General features: G+C 68.0%; 14 protein-coding genes. 9 read left to right on the forward strand and 5 right to left on the reverse strand.

What is annotated here, in order from left to right:
• Positions 1 to 36: 36 nt before the first annotated feature.
• The 8 genes from AC07NF_RS14295 (at position 37) to AC07NF_RS14330 (ending at position 9,269) form a co-directional block, all read left to right on the forward strand.
• Positions 37 to 678 carry a TetR/AcrR family transcriptional regulator gene (locus tag AC07NF_RS14295; RefSeq protein WP_494626859.1) on the forward strand — a complete coding sequence of 214 codons (642 nt, stop codon included), beginning with the start codon at positions 37 to 39 and terminating at the stop codon, positions 676 to 678.
• A complete protein-coding gene (locus AC07NF_RS14300; RefSeq protein WP_494626861.1) occupies positions 675 to 1,673 on the forward strand; it encodes an HlyD family secretion protein in 999 nt (332 codons plus the stop codon). Before AC07NF_RS14295 ends, AC07NF_RS14300 begins: the two co-directional genes overlap by 4 nt.
• Positions 1,670 to 2,590 carry an ABC transporter ATP-binding protein gene (locus AC07NF_RS14305; RefSeq protein ID WP_494626863.1) on the forward strand — a complete coding sequence of 307 codons (921 nt, stop codon included), beginning with the start codon at positions 1,670 to 1,672 and terminating at the stop codon, positions 2,588 to 2,590. The genes AC07NF_RS14300 and AC07NF_RS14305 overlap by 4 nt, the downstream gene beginning before the upstream one ends.
• Positions 2,587 to 3,735: an ABC transporter permease gene (locus AC07NF_RS14310; RefSeq protein ID WP_494626866.1), complete on the forward strand. Its 1,149-nt coding sequence runs from the start codon at positions 2,587 to 2,589 to the stop codon at positions 3,733 to 3,735. Before AC07NF_RS14305 ends, AC07NF_RS14310 begins: the two co-directional genes overlap by 4 nt.
• Before the next feature lie 347 nt (positions 3,736 to 4,082).
• On the forward strand, positions 4,083 to 5,288 hold the full coding sequence (locus tag AC07NF_RS14315) for an OmpA family protein (protein ID WP_492815712.1): 1,206 nt from the start codon (positions 4,083 to 4,085) through the stop codon (positions 5,286 to 5,288).
• Positions 5,289 to 5,786: 498 nt separating this feature from the next.
• Positions 5,787 to 7,670 (forward strand): ribonucleoside-diphosphate reductase subunit alpha, encoded by a 1,884-nt coding sequence (locus AC07NF_RS14320; RefSeq protein WP_494627577.1) that lies wholly within the window; start codon positions 5,787 to 5,789, stop codon positions 7,668 to 7,670.
• A 182-nt stretch (positions 7,671 to 7,852) separates the two neighbouring features.
• Positions 7,853 to 8,845 carry a lipid A-modifier LpxR family protein gene (locus AC07NF_RS14325; RefSeq protein WP_494626869.1) on the forward strand — a complete coding sequence of 331 codons (993 nt, stop codon included), beginning with the start codon at positions 7,853 to 7,855 and terminating at the stop codon, positions 8,843 to 8,845.
• An 82-nt stretch (positions 8,846 to 8,927) separates the two neighbouring features.
• The gene (locus AC07NF_RS14330; protein WP_492815710.1) at positions 8,928 to 9,269 is read left to right on the forward strand and encodes a hypothetical protein; all 342 of its coding nucleotides are present in this window, start codon (positions 8,928 to 8,930) and stop codon (positions 9,267 to 9,269) included.
• 12 nt (positions 9,270 to 9,281) lie between these two features.
• Here AC07NF_RS14330 and AC07NF_RS14335 read toward each other — a convergent pair whose 3' ends face one another.
• From AC07NF_RS14335 to AC07NF_RS14355, 5 genes are all read right to left on the reverse strand, one after another.
• Complete coding sequence (locus AC07NF_RS14335; protein ID WP_492815709.1) at positions 9,282 to 9,476, reverse strand: hypothetical protein; 195 nt, start codon at positions 9,474 to 9,476, stop codon at positions 9,282 to 9,284.
• A 112-nt stretch (positions 9,477 to 9,588) separates the two neighbouring features.
• Positions 9,589 to 10,218, reverse strand: a complete 630-nt coding sequence (locus AC07NF_RS14340; RefSeq protein ID WP_494626872.1) for a DUF2799 domain-containing protein — start codon at positions 10,216 to 10,218, stop codon at positions 9,589 to 9,591.
• A gap of 83 nt (positions 10,219 to 10,301) precedes the next feature.
• Positions 10,302 to 11,570, reverse strand: a complete 1,269-nt coding sequence (locus tag AC07NF_RS14345; protein ID WP_492815707.1) for a patatin-like phospholipase family protein — start codon at positions 11,568 to 11,570, stop codon at positions 10,302 to 10,304.
• Positions 11,571 to 11,580: 10 nt separating this feature from the next.
• Positions 11,581 to 12,270, reverse strand: coding sequence for a PAQR family membrane homeostasis protein TrhA (trhA, locus tag AC07NF_RS14350; protein WP_492815706.1), 690 nt, complete (start codon positions 12,268 to 12,270; stop codon positions 11,581 to 11,583).
• 118 nt (positions 12,271 to 12,388) lie between these two features.
• Positions 12,389 to 13,159: a sulfite exporter TauE/SafE family protein gene (locus AC07NF_RS14355; RefSeq protein WP_494626875.1), complete on the reverse strand. Its 771-nt coding sequence runs from the start codon at positions 13,157 to 13,159 to the stop codon at positions 12,389 to 12,391.
• A 142-nt stretch (positions 13,160 to 13,301) separates the two neighbouring features.
• On the opposite strand from AC07NF_RS14355, the gene AC07NF_RS14360 reads away from it, so the two are divergent.
• Positions 13,302 to 14,318 carry a cupin-like domain-containing protein gene (locus tag AC07NF_RS14360; protein ID WP_494626877.1) on the forward strand — a complete coding sequence of 339 codons (1,017 nt, stop codon included), beginning with the start codon at positions 13,302 to 13,304 and terminating at the stop codon, positions 14,316 to 14,318.

Here is a 14,318-nt window from a genome sequence, read left to right on the forward strand (position 1 = left end):
ATAACCGACCAGTCAGTTATATATCGGGTCAGGAAAATGCAGGCCGGTTCCCCCAAATGGCGGCGGCGCAGCGAGGCGCGGCCTGGCGAGATCGTCCAGGCGGCGCTCGAGGTGTTCGCGGAAAAGGGCTTTGCCGCCGCGAAGCTGGACGAGATCGCGGCGCGGGCCGGGATCTCGAAGGGCGCGCTGTATCTCTATTTCGAGACCAAGGAGGACATTTTCCGCGCGGTGGTCCGCGAGGCGGTGGTGCCCAACATCGGCATGGTCGAGGAGGCGCTGAGCCAAACGATCATCCCGTTTCCTGATCTGCTGCGTCTGCTGTTCACCCGCCTTGCCGACATGGCGGAGACCTCGCGCCTGGGCGCGGTGGCCAAGTTGGTGATCGGCGAGTCGCGCAATTTCCCGGAACTGGCGCGGGTCTGGCACGACGAGGTCGTCAGTCGGGCGTTGGCGGCGCTGATCAAGGCGCTTGAGAAAGCGCAGGTGCGCGGCGAGGTCCGTCTGGGGGATCCGCGTCTGCAGGCTTTCAGCATCATGGGTCCCATTCTGATGGGGGTGATCTGGCAGGAGACTTTCACGCCGGTCGGCGCGCCGCCGATGGATCTGAAAGGCCTGATCGTCCAGCACCGCGAGACGATCGTGGCGGGCTTGGCGCCGCAAGCGGGCGTCCGCCGGTGAAGCCCCCCGTCCGCATCATCGCCATCGTCGCGGCCGTGGGTGTCGTCGGCTTCCTGGGCTGGAAGCTGCTCGGCCCGGACGCCCATCGTCCGCACCGCCTGTCGGGTTATGTCGAGGGCGAGACGCTTTATGTCGGGGCCGCGAACGCTGGCCTCGTCTCGACCGTGGCCGTCCAGCGCGGCGACCGGGTCAAGGCCGGCCAGCCTTTGTTCGCCCTGGACGCCGCCCAACTGACCGCCGCCCGCGACCAGGCCGCCGCCCAGGTCGCCATCGCCACGGCTCAGCTGCGTGACGCGCAGAAGGGCCAGCGCCCGCAGGAGCTGGCGGTGTTCGACGCCGAGCGCGCCGCCGCCGACGCCCAGGTGCGCCAGGCGCAGAGCGACTACAACCGCATCGCGCCGCTGGTGAAGAAGGGCATCTACGCCCCCGTGCGCCTGGATCAGGTCAAGGCCGCCCTGGACACCGCCCGCGCCAACGCCGCCGCCGTCGCGCGCCGCAAGGATGTCGGGACCCTGGGGCAGCGGCCGGACGCGGTCAGCGCCGCGCAAGGCTCCGTCGCCTCGGCCCGCGAGGCCTTGGCCGGCGCCCAGGACCGTCTGGACCAGATCAGCCCGCGCGCGCCCAAGGCCGCTCGGGTGCAGGACGTCTTCTACCAGCCCGGCGAATGGGCCGCCGCCAACCAGCCGGTCGTGGCCCTGCTGGCTGACGACCGCGTGCGCCTGCGGTTCTTCGTGCCGGAGGCCGAGGTTGCGCGGTACCGGGCCGGCATGGCCGTGCGGTTCTCGTGCGATGGCTGCGGTCCCGAGCGGACGGCGCGGATCAACTATGTCTCGCCGCGCTCGGAGTTCACCCCGCCGGTGATCTACAGCCGCGAGGCCCGCCAGCGGTTGGTGTTCCTGGTCGAGGCGCGGCCGGATCCCGGCGCGCCGTTGGCTCCCGGTCAGCCCGTGGATGTCGTCCCGCTGGAGGGCTCTTCCAGGGAGAATGGGCGGTGAGCGACCTGGCCGTCGATGTCCGGGGGCTGAACAAGAGCTTTGGGCCGCGCCACGTCGTGCAGGACGTCTCGATCCAGGTCGAGCGAGGGCGGATCACCGGCTTCCTGGGCCCCAACGGCTCGGGCAAGACCACTACCCTGCGCATGCTGTGTGGTCTGCTCACCCCTGATAGCGGTGAGGGGCGGGTGCTGGGGCTGGACTTCCGGCAGGACGCCGAGGCGGTCAAACGCCAGACCGGCTACATGACCCAGAAGTTCTCGCTCTATGAGGACTTGTCGATCGAGGAGAACCTCGACTTCGTGGCCCGCGTCCACGAGCTGGACCGCCGCCGTGAGCGGGTGAAGGACAGCCTGGACCGCCTGGGCCTGACCGCCCGCAAGAAGCAGCTGGCCGGCAGCCTGTCCGGCGGCTGGAAGCAGCGCCTGGCCCTGGCCGCCAGCGTCATGCACGGTCCCAAGCTGCTGCTGCTCGACGAGCCCACCGCCGGCGTCGATCCGAAAGCCCGCCGCGAGTTTTGGGACGAGATCCACGCCCTGTCGGCCGAGGGCCTGACCGTCATGGTCTCCACCCACTACATGGACGAGGCCGAGCGCTGTCACGACATCGCCTATATCGCCTACGGCAAGCTGATGGCGCGGGGCACGGCGGATAAGGTGATCGCCGACAGCGGCCTGGTCACCTTCCGCGCCGAAGGGCAGGGGGCCGATCGCTTGGCTCGTGAGCTGGCCGGCAAGCCCGGCGTGATCATGGCCGCCCCGTTCGGCGCGGCCCTGCATGTCAGCGGGACCGACCGCGCGGCGCTGGAAGCCGCCATCGCGCCTTATAAAAAGCCGCCGCTGGTCTGGACCGAGGTCCAGCCGACCCTGGAAGACGTCTTCATCCGCCTGATGGGCCAGTCGTCGGACAACTTCCAATGAGCACGCCCAAAGAGAAGCATGGAGGTCTCTCCGGCGCCCGCATCCTGGCGGTGCTGATCAAGGAGTTCATCCAGCTCACCCGCGATCGGCTGACCTACGCCATGATCCTGGTCATGCCGATCGTGCAGCTCTTGCTGTTCGGCTACGCCATCAACAACGACCCGCGCGACCTGCCGACGGCGGTGCTGGTGCAGGACCAGGGACCGATGGCCCGTTCGACGCTGTCGGCCCTGGTCAACAGCGGCTATTTCGAGATCGTCCGCACCGCGACCTCGCCCAAGGAGCTGGACGACGCGGTGGCGCGTGGCGAGGCGCAGTTCGCTCTGACGATTCCCGCCGACTTCACCCGCCGCGTGGTGCGGGGCGACGCGCCCCAGATCCTGGTCGAGGCCGACGCTTCGGATCCCGCCGCGACCGGCGGGGCGATCGCGGCCCTGGCCAACCTGCCGCGCACGGCGCTGACGCGGGATCTGGTGGGCGCGGTGAGCAAGCCCGGCGGCGATCCGTTCGAGGTGGTGATCCACCGCCGCTACAATCCTGAAGCCATCACCTCGTACAACATCGTGCCGGGCCTGCTGGGCGTGATCCTGTCGATGACCCTGGTGATGATGACGTCGCTGGGCGTCACCCGCGAGTATGAGCGCGGCACCATGGAGAGCCTGCTGGCCACGCCCGCCCGGCCCATCGAGGTGATGATCGGCAAGCTGGCGCCCTATGTGGCCGTCGGGATCATCCAGACGGCGGTGATCCTGATGCTGGCGCGGGCGCTGTTTTCGATCCCGATGGCCGGCGGCTGGACGGCGCTGTCGCTGGGCGTCGTGCTGTTCATCATCGGCTCGCTGGCCCTGGGGTTCCTGATCTCGACCGTGGCCCGGACCCAGCTGCAGGCGATGCAGATGTCGTTCTTCTACATCTTCCCGTCGATCCTGCTGTCGGGCTTCATGTTCCCATTCCGTGGGATGCCGCAATGGGCGCAGGGCCTGGGCAGCGTGATCCCGGTGACACACTTCCTTCGGGTGGTGCGCGGCGCCCTGCTGAAGGGCCTGGACGTCGCCCAGCTATGGCCAAGTCTTTCCGCCCTCGGGGTGTTCGTATTGGCCGTCTCGGCCCTGGCCATGGCCCGCTATCGCACCACTCTGGATTAGGCCCGAGTCTGGCCAAGGTTGGTCGACGACCTGACCAACCCCGTCAAAAGGTGAGGTTTTTTGGCGACGATCTGCGAATGCTTGACCATTTCCTGGCCGCAAGCCCTTGCGTGCAAACGGTTCACGTGCGAACCCAGCGGAGCAGACGCTTATCTTCCGTGGATGACGGCGGGCACGCTCGGAAGTTGATTCTGAGGGGCGGTCTTGTTTAGCTTTCCTGAGCAATGGGCAGGGGGGCGAAACCTGACGAGTGTGTCTTTGCTGACACTTTCCCGTGGCGTTCGCCTTGGTATAACAGTGCTCGGTCGGTCTCCGGCCTGGGCAGGGCAATAGAGGGCTCTTCAATTATGAAACTCAACCTCCTGGCAGGAGCTGCTCTGGCCGCGGTGTTCGCCGCGTCGGGCGTTTCGGCCCAAGAGACCGGCTGGTACGGCGCGGTCGACCTTGGCTACCACTGGCCGCAGAGCATCAAGACCGAGTCGGACCAAAACGCTCCGGACGGCGCTCACTATCACTGGGCCTGGAAGTCCGAGAAGGACTGGACCGGCTTCGTTCGCCTCGGCTACCAGTTCAACCCGAACTGGCGCGCTGAAGTCGAAGGCGGCTATCGCCCCGGCGACCTGAAGAGCGTCCACGGCCCGGCTCAACGCGTGCCGGTCGGCCTCTGCACCCCGGGCGTCACCCGCACCGCCGCCGCCCCGACCTGCGGCTCGCCGGACGGCTCGATCGAAGCCTGGACCCTGATGGCGAACGTCATTTATGACTTCGCTCCGGGCTCGTGGCTGAACCCCTTCCTGGGCGCTGGCGTCGGCATCAACCGCCTGGACGTCAAGACCCTGGGTCAGTTCAGCAGCGTCCCGGGCGCCATCACGGCGACCAACCCGGCCATCCAGAACCTGACCGTTGACGACGACGATCTCGCCATCGCTTGGCAAGCCATCGCCGGCGCCTCGATCAAGGCCACGGACAAGCTGAAGATCGACTTCACCTACCGCTACATCACCGGCGGCGAGCACACCTGGCAGTCGCTGGGTTCGAACTCGCTGCAGCCGGGCGCCTTCGAAGGCCAGTACAAGGACCAGTCGGTGACCGTGGGTCTCCGCTACTCGTTCGCGTCGCCGCCGCCTCCGCCGCCGCCCCCGCCGCCGCCGCCTCCCCCGCCGCCTCCGCCTCCGCCGCCTCCCCCGCCGCCGCCGCCTCCGCCGCCGCCGCAGTATGAGGCCCGCGAGTTCATCGTGTACTTCCCGTTCGACCAATCGGTCCTGACGACGGAAGCGCAATCGGTGGTCACGGAAGCCGCGAAGTACTCGAACGATGGTCACGCGACGAAGATCGTCGTCGTCGGCCACACCGACACGTCGGGTTCGCCGAAGTACAACGCCAAGCTCTCGGAACGCCGCGCCAAGGCCGTCGCTGACGCGCTGGTCTCGCAAGGCGTCCCGGCTGCCGTGCTCGGCGTCGACTGGAAGGGTGAAAGCGCTCCGGCCGTCGCTACCGGCGACGGTGTGAAGGAACCGCTGAACCGCCGTTCCACGATCTCGATCAACTTCTAAGATCGAATCGACTGAAGACTTGGGAGGGCCCGGCGGCGACGCCGGGCCCTTTCTCTATGTCTGGACCTAGGCTGGTCCGAATCCTCGAGTCGGGGCCCATGGCGACGCTTGGCGATGGGGCCTATCGACCCCACATCTGATCCGAAGGCCCGGTTTCCGGGGCTTTGCGCGGAAGGTCGCCCGCGGGCGTCATCCACCCCCGACCACTATCCCTTGTGGCCATCCTGTTAACGAACGGCGTTGTCCGGGGGCGGATGTCTGGAGGCGCCTTGCGGCGTCCTGTCGCGGCTGAAAAAAGTTCGCCCAGGCAACCCCTTGTCCCACCTACGCAAGTTCGCGCCGTTCACAGGTTGTTAACGAAAAACTCGCCTCCGGGGCGTTGACGAGTCGTTAGCCACTATGGCCCCATATGTGGGTTGAGGGGGCTCCTCAGCCACAAGATATAGCGGCTGACCGGGGCATGTCCCTTCTCCGGAACACGCTGATTGAGCAATGGATTTGGTCATGAACGGCAGTGAAGCGGCGAAGACGAGCGTCCGAAACGAGGCCCGACTGGCGGCCATCAAGCCCGCCAAGCGCCCGCAGCTGGCGCTGGTGCAGAAGGTCCAGGTCGATCGCTCGCGCGACGCCCTGCTGACCGACTTCGGCAAGACCACCCTGGAAGATCGTTACCTGCTGCCGGGCGAGTCCTATCAGGACATGTTCGCCCGCGTGTCGACGGCGTTCGCCGACGACGCCGAGCACGCCCAGCGCGTCTACGACTATATGAGCCGCCTGTGGTTCATGCCGGCCACGCCGGTGCTGTCGAACGGCGGCGCCGACCGCGGCCTGCCGATCAGCTGCTTCCTCAATGCCGTCAACGACAGCCTGGACGGCATCCTGGGCGTCTGGAACGAGAACGTCTGGCTGGCGGCCAATGGCGGCGGCATCGGCACCTACTGGGGCGGCGTCCGCTCCATCGGTGAAAAGGTCAAGGGCCAGGGCCAGACCTCGGGCATCATCCCCTTCATCCGCGTGATGGACTCGCTGACCCTCGCGATCTCGCAGGGTTCGCTGCGTCGCGGCTCGGCCGCCGTCTATCTCGACATCCACCACCCGGAGATCGAAGAGTTCCTCGAGATCCGCAAGCCGTCGGGCGACTTCAACCGCAAGTCCCTGAACCTGCACCACGGCCTGTCGATCACCGACGAGTTCATGCACGCCGTGCGTGACGGGACCAAGTTCGGCCTGCGCTCGCCCAAGACCAACGAGGTCCTGCGCGAAGTCGACGCCCGCGCCCTGTGGCAGAAGGTCCTGGAGCTGCGCCTGCAGACCGGCGAGCCCTACCTGATCTTCTCCGACACCGTGAACAAGGCCATGCCGTCGTTCCAGCGCGAGCTGGGCCTGAAGGTCCGCCAGTCGAACCTGTGCAGCGAGATCATGCTGCACACCGGCACCGACCACCTGGGCAACGAGCGCACCGCCGTCTGCTGCCTGTCGTCGGTCAATGCCGAGACCTTCATGGAATGGCGCGACCACCCGACGTTCATCGAGGACGTCATGCGCTTCCTGGACAACGTCCTGCAGGACTTCATCGACCGCGCCCCGGACGCGGCCGCCACGGCCGCCTACGCCGCCATGCGCGAGCGTTCGGTGGGCCTGGGCCTGATGGGCTTCCACAGCTTCCTGCAGAGCCAGAACGTGCCGTTCGAGAGCGCCCTGGCCAAGAGCTGGAACATGCGGATGTTCAAGCACCTGCGCCGCGAAGCCGACAAGGCCTCGATCGCGCTGGGCGAAGAGAAGGGCCCGTGCCCGGACGCCGCTGACCGTGGCTCGGTCGAGCGCTTCTCGCACAAGCTGGCCATCGCCCCGACCGCCTCGATCTCGATCATCTGCGGCGGCACGTCGGCGGGCATCGAGCCGATCCCGGCCAACATCTACACCCACAAGACCCTGTCGGGCTCGTTCGCGGTGAAGAACCCCTATCTGGAGAACCTGCTCGAGGAGAAGGGCCAGAACACCGACGCGGTGTGGGGTTCGATCCTGGAGAACGAAGGCTCGGTCCAGCACCTGGACTTCCTGAGCCAGGACGAGAAGGACGTCTACAAGACCGCCTTCGAACTGGATCAGCGCTGGGTGGTCGAGCTGGCCGCCGACCGCACGCCGGAAATCTGCCAGAGCCAGTCGGTCAACGTCTTCCTGCCGGGCGACGTCGACAAGTGGGACCTGCACATGCTGCACTGGATGGCCTGGGAGCGCGGCGTGAAGTCGCTGTACTACCTGCGCTCCAAGTCGGTGCAGCGCGCGGCCTATGCCGGCGCCGACGAGAAGGCCGAAGTCGCCAACAGCGGCTTCGACGTTCCGGAGAAGACCGACTACGACGAGTGCCTGGCCTGCCAATAAAGGCCTCGTAGGCGATGAATATTCAGACGGCGGTGTGAGTGATCACACCGCCGTTTTCGTTTGTGTTCGAAATCGGGCGGAACTGCGGACGTTTACGACGGTTCACCATGTGCGCATTCGTCACGATGGACACATCAAACGAAGCGCGTAGGCTGGACCTGAGTTGGATTGGGGAATCCGTGATGCGTAGCGCTGGGGAGCGTCGTATCTTGTGCCTCGTGGCCGTTCTGGCCATGGCGGGCGCCCATGCGTCGACGGCCTGTGCGGCTGCCAAGGCCGCCAAGGTCAAGGCGTCAGATAAGGCCGCCTCGGCCGCCCACAACCCTGCCACATCGATTTCTTTCCAGGTTAAACCCGAGACCCTGCGGCCGCTGGATCCCAACGGCGCGACCGGCTTCATGGCCAGCGTCGTCGACGCGCCGGAAGCCCAGGTCGAAGGCGGTTTCGCCCTCTCGCCCGCCGCCGCCATCGCCGGCGACGCCCGCATCCTGGACGCCGACCGCTTCTATGACGGCATGGGTCCGGTGACCTGGCGCTCGAACGCCTTCACGCGCCAGGCCGCGGTTGGCGGCCCGATCGACAGCGTCCGCGTCTCGATGGCTGGCGTGGCCCGCACGGCCGGCGTCGCGCCCCTGACCCTGGTCCGTCCCGACAGCGACGCCTACGACGTCCAGGACGTCGACGTGACCGTGACCCGCGGCTGGCCGGCCGCCGTCACCCTGAAGGGCCGCAGGTTCGCCCTCGACGTGACGCCGCATGCCGGCGTGGGCTTCGGCGCGGCCGGCGGCTCGGCCGAGGCTGGCGCCACCGTGCGCCTGGGCCGGAAGAAGAACATGGGCGACCGGGTGAACGACGCCCTGGGCGTGCGCGAGGGCGACGACGCCTTCGGGATGCGCGGGCGCTGGTACATCTTCGCCGCCGCCAGCGGCCGGGCCGTCGGCTTCAACATGCTGCGCGGCCAGAACGGCGACTGGAGCCGCGCGGGCCTCACCCAGGACACCACCAGCCGCCTGATCGGCGACAGCCAGGCCGGCGTCGCTTGGCGGCGTGGTCCGATGCAGGCCTCGCTCGGCTATATCCACCGCGAGATCCGCGCCAAGGAAGGCATCATGGGCCTGGCCACGCAAAAGGATGACGTGGTGGCGCTGTCGTTCAGCCTGAAACCGCACTGGTAAAAGGCTTTCAGCCCTATAAAGCTTGTGTTTCCGGCCGCTTTCATGCAGCAAGCGCCGGTCCTTTCACTGCGCTAGCGAGACCATGAGCGAGAGCGAGCCCCCGCGCCGCAAGACCCTGAGCCTGAAGAGCGCGGTCGCCGCTCCTGGCGGTCCGCCGCCGCTCGAACGCATGGTCAAGCCGTCGGCCCGCACGACCGTGTTCACGCCGCAGGCCCCGCCGCCGGTCGAGCCGCCGCCGCCTCCGGCGACTGGCGACTGGAAGTGCAAGCCGTGCGGCACGCGCTTCGACCCGCCGACCGAGCTGGCCGACGAGGACTCGGTGCGCTGCCCGTCGTGCAATGCCCGCCTGGGCCTGGCTTCGGATTTCCGCAGCGACCCGCCGAACGTGGCCAAGCTGCGCGCGCGCTGGCTGAAGAAGGCCTAGACGCCGACCGCCCTAGCTCGCAGCAGTTTGGTGCGGGCGGAAGTTCAGCGGATCAAAACCCTCGATCCAGCCCTTCAGGAACAGACCCTCGGGGTGCTGGGCCTCATACGCCTCGACCTCGTAGACCTGACCGGCGAAGACGCCCAGGTGCGGCAGGTCCATGCCGGTGCGGATCAGCAGATCGCCTTGGCGAAAACTCGTGTGCATGTGTGTGAAGCTCCCTCTCCGGGCGCGATACTGGCGCGCGGAACGGACAGGACAACACACGAAGATTTCAGGAGCGCGACGGGAACCTTTCGGCCGCTAGGACGTGCGCTGACTAAAGCCACCGTCCGTAATGCGGCGAGAAGCGCGCCTTCAGGTCGTCGACCTCCTGCTCGGCGTCGCGGATCGCGGCCTCGGCCCGGCGGCCGTCCTCGACGGCCTCCCGCCGTTCGCGGCGCAGGCGCTGCAGACGATCACGCAGCTCTCGCGTCTGTTCGTCGGTGAGCTTGGGGTTGCGCAGCTCGTCCTCGACCCCGTCGGCCTGACGCGCCCGCTTGTCGGCGCGGGAGTCGGCCGAGCTGAGATCGGACTTGGCCGATTCCAGCCGCTGGGTGGCGGCATGGACCCGCTCGCCATCGGCATAGCCGCCCAGGAAGGCGGGCTCGGCCGGTTGCGGGCAGACATTGTAGTAGACGCTGCCGGCGCGTCCGACGGCGAAACCGTTCATCTCGGTGCAGTAGCGGACCAGGCCCTCGTCGCGGCCCTGGGCGTAGAGCAGGGGGTCAGGCGTGACGCCGGTCTTGGCGCACGCCTTGGCGTGGTTGTCGATGCGGCTCATCGGATAGCCGCTGGCGCCGTCGCCATAGCCGACCCCGTGCCAATTTCCTTGCAGGCACTGTTCCGGGGTCATGGTGGCGCAACTGGCGAGGGCCAGGGCCGCGCCGGCGATCAGCAGCTTCCGCATCCGCTCGTTTCTCCCCAGGCTGGACATGGGGCGAGCTTAGAGCTTGGCCGTGTGAACCGTGGCTGAACGGTGTTCGGGCGGCCCTAAGGCTCCAACGGCGCCTCGACCCCCACCGGGCCGGGTTCGTCGCGGACGATGACGCCCGTGCCGGCCGAGATCGACGGGACCTGCTTCTTGAAGAGGCCGCGCCACAGGCTCTGTTCCTCGACCGCGCTGGTCCAGGCGCCGCCTTCCAGGGCCAGCTGGTGGCCGGCGTCATAGATGCCGCGCATCAGGTCGGTCTCGAACTTCAGGAGGTTGATGCCCTCGAAGCTGTTGGGGATCGAGGCCACGCTGAGCGGCAGATTGTGCCGCGAGCAGAAGCCGGCGGCCAGGCTCAGCGCCTGGCGGTATGAGAACCGCAGCATGGTGTCGAAGCTGCGGGCCATGATCGAGGCCACGCCCGGCGGGGTCGACTGGGTCGAGGGATCCAGCACCGTGTTGACGATCACATGCACCCGGCCGCGGCGGAAGCGGGGGCCGAGGTTGCGCCAGTGCAGCAGGGCGTCGGGCATCAAGAAGAGCGGCGCGGCCACCCCGCCGTCGACATGCATTTCCTGATAGCGGTGGCCGTCGACCTCGACCTCGATCAGCTTGGGCGGGAAGATGCCCGGCACCGAGGACGAGGCGACCAGCAGGTTGCGGAACAGCTTCAGGGCCTCGTCGCCGCCGTGGGTGGCGATCTCGCCCATGTCCCAGACCACGGCCCGCTGGCTGTCGAGATTGGTGGTGGCGATCAGCAGGCGCCGGCCCTTGCGGTGCTCGACGGCGATGGCCTCGACCATCTCCTGGTCGACGAAGGTCTCGACCAGGGCGTCCAGGCTCTCGCCCTTGAAGATACTGGGGCCCAGCGCGGGGGCCAGGCGGCGCAGGCTGAGCAGCTCGGTGGCGTGGCCGCCGACATAGGCGTCGGTCAGGCGCTCGTCCCAGGCCGCGCCCAGGAAGGCCAGCGGGGCGATCAGGGCCCCGGTGCTGACGCCGGTGACGATGGCGAAGTCGGGACGGCGGCCGGCCTTCGAGAGGCCCGTCAGCACGCCCGCGCCATAGGCGCCGCCGGCCGCGCCGCCGGACAGGGCCAGAATGTTGAACTCATCGCGGCCGATCAGCGAGCGCAGCGGCGCCAGGCGGTCGGCGGCGCTCTTGAGGGCGTCGTCGGCCTGGTCGACCGACAGGCGCACGCCGGGAAAACCGGCGGCCTCGACATGGCGGTCGGACGGCGGCGACGGCAGGCGCTTGCCGCGCAGCGGATCGGCGGTCTTCCAGTCCTTGAAGAAGCCCTGGAGGCTGATCTTGCCGTTCGGGTCCCGATCCAAGGCGGTCCTCTTAGTGCGAGCTGGCCAGCACCACGCCCACCAGGACGGCCGCATAGTGCAGGCCGGCGCCGCCAATGACGTGGCCGTGCCAGATGGCGCGGCGGAACTTCAGGCGACGCATCAGGTAGAAGATGGTTCCGGTGGAATAGACGACGCCGCCGATGGCCAGCAGCAGCAGGGCCACCCACGACAGGCCGTCGATCATCGGCTTGATGGCGACCAAAACGAGCCAGCCCAGGGCAAGGTACAGGCCGACCCAAAAACGCTTGTCCAGGCCCGGCAGGAACAGCTTGGCCGCCACGCCGATGGCCGCCACGGTCCAGACCGCCGAGGTCATGCCGATGGCCCACCAGCCGGTCAGGTTCTGGGTGGTGAAGGGCGTGTACGAGGCGGCGATCATCACGAAGATGCCGGCATGGTCGAAGCGGCGCAGCAGCGGGCGCCAGCGGGCCTTGGCGAAGTTGTAGGCGGTCGACAGCGACAGCATCAGGATCAGGCCCACGGAATAGACGCTGACGGCCGCCACCTGCTTCAGGTCGCCCAGGCCCATGGCCAGGCCCAGCAGGATGCCGCCGCCCAGCAGGGCGCAGGCCAAGCCGGCCAGGTGCACCACCAGGTCGGCGCACTTGGCGGCCGGCGTGGGATAGTGCGTCGCCGGCTTCTCAACGACGATGTCGGTCGTGTTGGTGGTCGCAGTCATGGCCCCGCCCAGTCCGGTGGAAGTACGTGCGAACGCTAGGTTCGTTCCGTGACATATAAGCGTCGATCATCGTGGCCGCGAAAGGGCGTCGGCGACACGATGGGCCGATAAAGCGACTCTAGAAGAAGAGGCCCCGCGCCCCGTCGAAGACCAGCTTGCCGCCGACGGCCACCAGCAGGACATAGATCACCTTGTAGAAGCCCTCGGCGGGCACCCGGCGCACCACCCAGACCCCGCCCCAGGTGGAGGCGATGGCCAGGGGCAGCAGCACCCCGGCGGTCATCAGCACCTTGGGGGTGAACTGGCCGAGCGCGACATAGGCCGGCACCTTCATCCAGTTCACCACGGCGAAGAAGATGGCGCTGGTGCCGATGAACGTATCGCGCGCCAGCCGGCGGGGCAGGACATAGATCTGGAACGGCGGGCCGCCGGCGTGGGCGATCTGGCTGGTGAAGCCGGCCGCCGCGCCGCACAGGGCGCCCAGCCAGGGCCGGGCAGGCCCCGCCTCGACCTGGGCGGCGGCCTTGACCGCGCGCTCGGCCCACAGCCGTTGCAGGGCGAAGACCACCGAGATCGCGCCGACGGCCAGCTCGACGGCGGCCTCCTTGACGAAGGCCGCCAACGCCCAACCCAAGAAGATGCCGACCGCGGCGGCGGGCAGCATCAGGATCAAGAGGCCCTTGTCCCAGCTCTTCCGGAACGCCCAGACGCTGACCACGTCCTGGACCAGCAGGATCGGCAAGGTGATCGAGGCGGCCATGACCGGCGACACGGCCAGGGCCATCAGCGGCACGGCCACCACCCCGATCCCCGCGAAGCCGCCCTTGGCCAGGCCCAGCAGGATCACGGCGGGGATCGCCACCGCGTAGAAGAACGGATCGGTCAGCATAAAGCGCTGCTTAGCAGCATTCCGGGGTTTGGCGAGGCCGATCAGCCGTTCTTTGCGGTCCCGCAACGTTCGGTAACGCGACCGCCGATTTGCCCGCCTAGCCTGACAGCGCTCACCTTTTCGAAAAAAGTCCGCGTCCTCCATGACCTCGCCCGGTCGGCTGTCCGAGATCCTCGAGATCGACGCCGAGACCTTCAACCGCGACCTGACCCCGCTCTACCAGCCGACCGTGCTGCGCGGCGTCGCGCGCGACTGGCCGGCGGTGAAGGCCGCGCGGACCTCGCCCAGGGCCCTGGCCGACTATCTCAAGCGCTTCGACAAGGGCGCGATGGTCGAGGCCATGCTGGGCGCGCCGGCCATCGGCGGGCGGTTCTTCTATGACGAGGGCGGCCGGGGCATGAACTTCGACCGGCGCTCGGCCCCGCTGAGCCCGGTGCTGGACGAACTGCTGCGGCTGGCCGACCATCCCGAGCCGCCGGCCATCTATGTGGGCTCGACCCCGATCGCGCCGGTGCTGCCGGGGTTCGAGCGCGACAACGCCCTGGACCTGCTGGACGACAAGATCGCGCCGCGCCTGTGGCTGGGCAACGCCTCGATCATCCAGACCCACCACGACATGTCCGACAACATCGCCGTGGTGGTCAGCGGCCAGCGGCGCTTCACGCTGTTTCCGCCCGACCAGGTCGGCAACCTCTATATCGGCCCGCTGGACTTCACGCCGGCGGGGCGGCCGGTCAGCCTGGTGTCGCTGGATAATCCGGACCTGGAGCGCTTTCCCAAGTTCGCCCAGGCGCTGGAGAGCGCTCTGGTCGCGGAGCTGGAGCCGGGTGACGCGATCTACATCCCGACCCTGTGGTGGCACCACGTCCAGGCGACGGGGCCGCTGAACCTGTTGGTCAACTACTGGTGGGAGCCGGCGGACATGCCGGGCGGCCAGCCGTTCGACGCCTTCGTGCATGCGCTGCGCAACGTACGCCGACTGCCCGCCAAGCGGCGCAACGCCTGGCGGGCCTTCTTCGAGCACTACATCTTCCACGCCAATGGCGACCCGGCCGAGCACATCCCCGAGGGGCGGCGCGGCGTGCTGGAAGACAAGCCCGACGCGACGCGGGAAGCCGAGATGACCGCCTTCCTGCGTCGGGTGTTGGGTAGGGACTGA

Source organism: Caulobacter sp. GW821-FHT10A06 (genome assembly GCF_059415805.1).